The following is a 7,279-nucleotide window of genomic DNA, read 5'->3' on the forward strand; positions in this document are numbered from 1 at the left end:
CCTCACTAGCAGCTTGGACGACGCCAGGGCCCTCTACCAATACTGATTTCCGCCCCGCCCTGCACCCCCGCTATAAGCACTTCACTCTCATCATAGATGTCAGGAGAATCGAAGACCCTATTCGCCGCCACACTTCTCCTGTTGATTCTCAGAACGATCCCGGGCGGCCCGAACTCGTCCGCAGCGTCTCGAGCCACCCCGTCGAGATCGGTTGTCCACGACGTGAACACACTCTGCGTGTTTCCGCCGTTGTGCCTCGCAGGATCCGTATGACCACCGCGCGGCACTGCTATTCCGCGGAGTGCGAGACCATAAAACCAATGCCCCTCCGGAACTCCCCTATAAAGGTAGTCGTCATCTCTTCCACCGTTGTGGACAAGGATAGCTTGATCGCCGGCCACCACATAGTACGTGTGGAAATCTGCGACGGTCAGGTTATGGGCGCGCTGGGAAGTGGCGGTCCAGCGTTTGATCGCGGTGATCTGGACGTGAGTGCCGGCGCTGGTGCGCAGCCACATGCCGGGGTGCAGAGCGCCGGCGTTCACCCATGCCCGGCGTTCAGGGACCCAGAACGGGTGTCCGTCGGTGGCGACGATGTCTTTCTCGCCGTGCCGAGTGGCGACCGTGACGGTGATGAGCTTCTTGTCCCCGTTGCCGGTGATGGTGTCGGTGACGGGTTTCGCCTCGGTGCGGCCGGTCTTCGGGTCGGTGGCGATGACCTTGTCACCCATCTTGACCTGTTCAATGGGTTTTCGTTTGCCGTCGGCCATGAGGACCTGGGTACCGGGAAGGAAGCTGTTGCCCGGGCAGCCGCCGCTTGGGAGATCGTCGGCACGCTTGAAGGCCGACAGCTTGTCATCGAGCTTCTTGATCTGGTTATCGAGCTTGGATAAGACCTCGGTGGCCGTCTTGACGGCTTTCTGGATGCGTTTGTAGATCTTGATGGCCATTTTGATCCGTGAGGTGAGTTTCCAGATCAGGCGGCCTATCTTCGCGGCCGGGACCGCTTCCAAGATCAAACTCGCACAGGAGCCGATGCTCCCCTTGAAGCATCCCTTGATGTCGTTTATTCGCAGGAAGTCCATGAGGAATTCCATGCCGGCGACCTTCAAAGCCTGCTTGATGGCGTTCTGGCGGGCTATCTGGCGCTGCCGTTGGCGTTCGCCGTCGAGTTCGGTGCGCCGTTGTTGGATGTTCTTGATCACTCCGCCCCGGTCGCAGATGCCCTCGCAGTCGCGGGAGGCGTACTGGTGGGGCTTGCAGGGTGGGGCGATGATCTTGAAGCAGGCGTAGCCGGCGCAGCACGGGGAGAGGCCGTCCGGGTCGGACAGGTTCACCGGGTTGTTGTTGGCGTAGTTGTAGCCGTTCATTCCTTGCGAGTCGCCCATGGTGATCAAGGGGTCGACGGAGATGAAGCGGCCCGAGTTGGGGTCGTAGCTGCGGGCGCCGAGGGTGGTCAGGCCTGTGGCGGCGTCTATCGTGCCGCCGACGAAACCCTTCTCGTTGGCGGTGGGCCAGGCGTTCGACGAGGCCCGGATCTGGCCGAAGGGGGTGTAGCGGCGTTGGGCCAGGGCGCCGGTGGTGGCATCGATGGCCAGTTCACCGGTGCCGTGGTGGTCGGTGACCAGGAAGGTCACGCCGGAGGCGGTGCGCATGGCGCCGTCGTAGTAGCGGGTGGCGGTGGCGGCGGTGGCGTTCTTGGCCAGCCGGACCTCAAGGCCGGGGAGGTAGAGGGTGGTGGCCTTGGCGTCGCGGCGGATCAGGCGGGAGCCGTCGGCGGCGTAGACGAAGCTCGTGTCGCCGTGGACGCTGTCGGTGACCTTGGACAGTTCGCCTTCGACGTCCCAATCCAGGAGCTGGTTACTGGCCTGGGTGCGGCGTTCGGTCGTGTTGCCGGAGGCGTCGTACTTGTGGGTCTCGGCTCCGGCGCCGGGGACGGTGCCGGTCACCGACGCCAACTGGTGTCCTCGGTAGGCGGAGTCGACTCCTGACATTCCGGCGTAGGCGTAGTCGCGGCTGCCCTGGGCGGTGCCGCCGGAAGGGCCGGCGCCGTAGGCGGTCTCGCTGCGGCGGTTGCCGCTGTCGTCGTAGGTGTAGTCGACGCGGTAGGGGGCGGGGCCTCCGATCGTGGCCGTGCCGGGCGAGGGGGCGCAGTCGCCGGCGGCGCCCTGGCTCCATGCCTCGGTCAGGCGTGACAGCTCGTCGTAGCGGAAGCACTGGTTGTCCACGCCGCCGCGTGAGGTGTCGGTGATCTGGGTGACGTTTCCGCCGTCCTGGTAGCGGTACTCGGCGCTGCGGTCGGTGCCGGGGGTGCCGCTGTGCGATGTGGTGGCCTTGACCAGGCGGCCCGTGCCGAACTCGTAGCCGAACGTCTGGTCGACCTGCTTGCCCGCGGCGCCGGACTGCATGCGCCGGCCGATGACCTTGCCGGTCTTGGAGTAGTCGGTGCCGGTGATGTAGGTGGACAGCGGCGACTTGGTGGAGAGCAGCCGTCCGACCTCGTCATAGGTGAAGGTCAGGTTCTCCGCGGGCAGGTCGCCGGCGGCAGGACTGCTGGCGGCGGAGACGGTGCCGTCGAGGTTGTACGCCGTGTCGAAGACGTAGCCGCCCGCCGGAGCGAGCGCTCCCTCATTGGCTGGGAGCACCACGCGGGTACGCTGGGGCCGGTTCAGGTTGTCGTAGATATCGACCTGGTTGGTATAGCGCTGGCCTGCGACGATACGGCTGGCACTGGTCAGCAGTCCCTTGCGGACGGTGTCGTAGGTGAACTCGACGAGCTTGGTGCCGGGGGAAGACGTGGTCGCGTCGTACTTGGCGACCGCCCGGTCCAGGCCGTCGTATTCGAGGCCGATCTTGCGGTTCCGGCCGTCGGTGGACAGCACCGGGAGGTCGAGGTCGTTGTACTGGACGCGCTCGGTGCCTCGGTCGGGATCGACCGTGGTGATGAGCCGTCCGCGCAGGTCGTACTCGTAGGACCACACCTGGTCGTCCGGCCCGGTGACGGTCGCGCGCTGGCCGCGGGGGTCGTAGGTGTAGCGGGTGGACACCGAGTCGTCGCCGTTGTGCTGGCGAACCTCGGTGGTGCGGCCGTGGACGTCGGTGTAGGTCGTGATGGGGGTCTCCCCGGCGGGCGGGGTGACCTTGCTCCAGTTGCCGCCGTAGGTGTAGGTGGTGCGCCACTTCTCGTTGGCCGCGCCGTCGCTGTTGCCGACGAGCAGCCGTTCGGCCGTGATCCGGCCGCGCCCGTCGTAGCTGCTCCACTGCTGGCTCTCCACGTCGCCGATGGAGGTCACCCCGAACAGGACCGGCTGGGGTTGCCCGTCGGCGTAGTAGGAGTCGAAGGTGTGGTCGACCTGCCCGTTCTCGTTGTAGAACGTGTCGGCGACCGTCCGCCCCCGGGTGGTGCCGTTCAGCGAGGGGCCCTGCGCCTGGCGGGGTCGCAGCCAGCCGTCCAGCAGCACGAAGGAGCTCTGCTGGCCGCCGCCGTTGGTGATGACCTTGGTCTCGACGGCGTTGACGGCGTTGTCGCGGATGAGATAGCTGAACTGGTTGTCCGGCGTGGCGGTGATGGACCGGCCCGCCGACCACACCTTGCTGGTACGGCCCAGCGCGTCGCGTTCGGCGATGGTGGTCTTGCCGCCCGGGTCGGTCTCCTTCAGCGGGATGCCCCAGGCCGGGTCCAGTTCGCGGGTCGTCTTGAGCGCGGAGTCCGCGTCGCCGGCCACCGCCGGCGGGGTGATGGTGTCCACCTTGACGGTCAGCCCGTTCGCGTCCGTGTAGACCGTTCTGGACGTACGGTCCGCCACGTCGGTGACACCGGTGGGACGGCCCAGGCCGTCATAGGTGGATCGCGCGGTGGTGTGGTAGGTGACCGCGGTGGGCGTCGCGGACTTCGCCTCTTCGACCGCCGTCACGTCGCCGCGCGTCGGGGCCACCCCGACGGCGCCGCCGTCGTAGTGGTTGCGCAGGTCGGAGATCAGGTCCCGCGACAGGTCGGGGGTCTGACCGCAGGGGCGGGCCACCGTGCGCACCTGCGCGGGCATCGCGAGCACCCGGGCGCCGGCTTCGGTGTTGGTGGTCGTGACGCACTGCTCGTCACCGGTCACCGCGATGTCGCCGAGGCTCTGCGTGATCAGCGGGGTGCCGGTGGTCAGGTCGAAGGAGAGCACCGAGGTGCGGGTCTCCTGCCAGGTGGAGCCGACCAGCGTCATGGCGCGCGTGGACTCGGTTCCGGTCAGGTTGGCGGTCATGGTGCCCCACGGCCGGGTCCGGGACGCGGTCTGGTGGTGCCACGGTTCCTGGACGGCCTTGCTCACCGGCGTCCCGCCCGCCCGGTCGTAAGTGACCGTGCGGAGCAGCATCCCCTGCAGCGATTCATGATCTTGGTAGCTGGCGCCTTCGCCGTCGGCCACCGTGACCGTCTTGGCGCCCCCGTCGGCGTCGAGCCGGTCGCCGTGCATCCCCTGGAAGAACCACTGATCGGTCTGTGAGGGATTGGTCCCCGTCGCGCCGCCGATTGTCCTCACCTTGTCGAAGCCACGCCACTGCGACCAGGTCTTGAACTTGTCCGGGGTGAGTCCGTCGTCGTCTGTGTACCGCCAGGACGGCTTGCCGATGCTGTAGTCGTAGCGGGTCACCATGTCGGGGCTGCCACCGACGAGGTCGGTCTGCACCAGCTCGGCGACCACGTACTTGTGGAACCAGTCCAGGGACGGATCGGCCCCGCCGTTGGCGTTCACCCAGTAGACCGGGAAGCAGCGGCGATGGTTGGACTGCGGCGACGGGGTGTCGCCGACGGCGCAGTCCTGCGTGGTGTAGTTGATGTCGAGGACGCCGCCGGTCTCGTTCTGGACGGCGCCGACGCGCTGCTTGATCAGCGGCCCGACGTCGTCACCGAGTTCGTCCACCCGGTTGTGCATGCCGTTGGTGTAGACGAAGCGCACCGGCGGCATGCGCACCGGCTCCTGTCCCGCCTCGCCGGTGTGGGTGATGTCGGTGAGCAGTAGCTGCCGGTCGATGTCGGCGGTGCCCCAGTCATGGGTGAACGTCCACGAGTCCACGTTTCGGTAGCCGGTGCCGGCGGCGTTGAGCACCTTGGTGGTGATCTTCGCCAGGCGCTTGCGGGTCCAGAACGACGGCGAGGCGGTCCCCTTGCCGTCCTTGCACTCGGTGCCGGCGGCGCAGTTGAGGTCCCAGGGCACGTCCGGCCAGTAGTGCGGGTCCGTGGCGATGTTGGACTCCGCGCAGTCGGCCGCCGCCGCGCGGATGCAGCGTTCGGCGTTGCCGAACTCGACCCGCGCGGGAGCCCGCTCCGGGAACAGGTCGTCGCCGCGCAGGCCGTAGTCGATGGCGGTCAGGTAGCCGCCCCGGGTGTAGGGGGTGTCGTCGGCGGCGCGCAGGTTGCGGGCGTAGCGGTTGCTCTCCTTGGCGTAGTGGAAGACCACCGCGTTACCGTGCACGTCTTCGATGTAGTCGAGGTTCCAGCGCCAGGCCTGCTGACACCAGGAGTCCTTGAAGGTGTCCCGGTGGCACTCGTCGCCGTCGTCGTTGCCGAAGACGGGGGTGGTCCAGGTGGAATTCGTCTGGTACCGGCCCTCGGTCCACTCGGACAGCCGATTCTTGCCGAAGTAGTAGCGGGTGCCGTCGGAGGTGGTGACGCGCCAGTACTCGTTGTCGTTGTCGCCGTTGCCGGTGTTGGCGTCGGTGCCGGTCAGGCGCTCGACCTTGGTGCCGTTGTCCTTGGCCACCTTCCAGGTGTTCGGCCCGGTGGCGATGAGCTCCCCGCCGATGCCGCCCATGGTGAGGGTCGCGTTGTCGTATCCCCAGCACTGGTCGGCGGGATGGACCTGGTACGTGGGGTCCTTGGGCACCCCGTCGTCCTTGCATGCCTTGTACTTGCGCTCGATGTGGCCGGGCGAGAGCTCGAAGCCGTCACCGACCCACGAGCCCTGGTTGTTGGTGGAGGCGGTGCGTCCGTCGATCGACGCCGAGGAGTAGTTCACCGCCAGGACGGGCACCAGGCCGCCTGGCACCGGTGGCACCCGCATCGGGTACGACCAGGTGAAGTCGCCGGACTGCGTGCTGACCTGCCAGGTGGCCGAAGCGGCCAGCGGGGTGGCGCCGAAGTCGCCCTTGTCCCCGGAGGGGCCCGCGACGGCGGCGAACACCAGCGGTTCGCCCGCCGCCGCGGACCCGAACTCCAGCCGGGCGGTCAGGGTCTTGGTCTCGGTGTCGTTCACCGTCTTGAGCGGGGTCGCCGTCGCGCATCGCGGTTCCTGCGGGGTGACCAGCGCGCAGTGCGGTAATCGGGCCAGGCGGAGGCGGGAGCCGAAGGCGCCGCCGAACCCTTCGCCGAACGCGGCGTAGTCCACTGCCGCGGTGACGGCGGCGACCGGCGCCGAACCGAGCGTCCGGCTGAGGCTGAACACCGGCCCGGCGACCCCGACGCGCGCCGCGACGGCCCGGTCGTGGGTCCGCAGGCGCAGCCGTCGCGGTGAAACAGCCGCCGCCGACCGCTCGGCCGGGCGCAGCCGTACCACCTGGGTGCCCGCTCGTACGGCGGGCGCGGAGCCGTCGAGGTCGACGTCGGTGACACCGGCCGCCGGCCAGGTCACCGCAGGCTGCGGTGTCCGCGTCCGAGGCGGGAGGGCCTTGGCCCGCAGGGGGCCGCCCTTGACCACGCGTTCGGGGTCCTGCGGCTTGGGCTTGCCCGCTTCCACACTCGCGGCGGCGCTGGGTTTGACGGGCCCCTGCGCCGCCACTCCCGCCGAGAGACCGACCGCGAGCGCGGTGACGGTGGCCAGCAGCCTGCGGTACGGCTTTGCGGCTCGGCTACGCATCGTCTGTCCTTTCAAAGCACCACGACAGGAGGGAGGCTCGGGGTCAGACGGCACGCCAGTCGTACCAGCCACCGTTGGAGGTGTTGTCCGATCGCCACACCGTGCCGATGACGACGCGGTCGGCGGTGTGGGTGATCAGGGCCATCCCCGTGGGCGTGGCCTTGAGCACGGTGATCGGCGCGCGCGGTGCCGCTCTGAACTGGGGATTGACCTCGAACCAGGCATGCCAGCCGCCGTTGTCGGTGATGGCCGGGCTCCAGAAGGTGGAGATGACCCGCCCGTCGGCCATGGTGGTGAATATGTTCATCCGTCCCGGGCCCTCGGTGGTGACGCTGACCCCCGCCCCGGCGGCGGCGCGCAGGTTCGGGTTCAGTTCGAACCAGTCATGCCAGCCACCGTTGGCCGTGACGGCCGGATCCCAGTAACTGGAGATCACCCGC

The 7,279-nt window shown here is 68.2% G+C and carries 2 protein-coding genes; both read right to left on the bottom strand.

The annotated features are described in order from the left end of the window. Positions 1-5 precede the first annotated feature (5 nt). Positions 6-6,839: an RHS repeat-associated core domain-containing protein gene (locus P3X83_RS21085; protein WP_277306868.1), complete on the bottom strand. Its 6,834-nt coding sequence runs from the start codon at positions 6,837-6,839 to the stop codon at positions 6-8. Between the two features lie 43 nt (positions 6,840-6,882). Next, positions 6,883-7,279 (bottom strand): hypothetical protein (locus P3X83_RS21090; RefSeq protein WP_277306869.1); only part of this gene is annotated, 397 nt, incomplete at its 5' end.

The sequence above is a fragment of the Spongiactinospora sp. TRM90649 genome, from assembly GCF_029382225.1.
Taxonomy (GTDB): domain Bacteria; phylum Actinomycetota; class Actinomycetes; order Streptosporangiales; family Streptosporangiaceae; genus Spongiactinospora.

Bases quoted from the DNA above. Each gene is read 5' to 3' on its own strand.
- P3X83_RS21085 (WP_277306868.1), bottom strand. From the start codon at position 6,839: ATGCGTAGCCGAGCCGCAAAGCCGTACCGCAGGCTGCTGGCCACCGTC.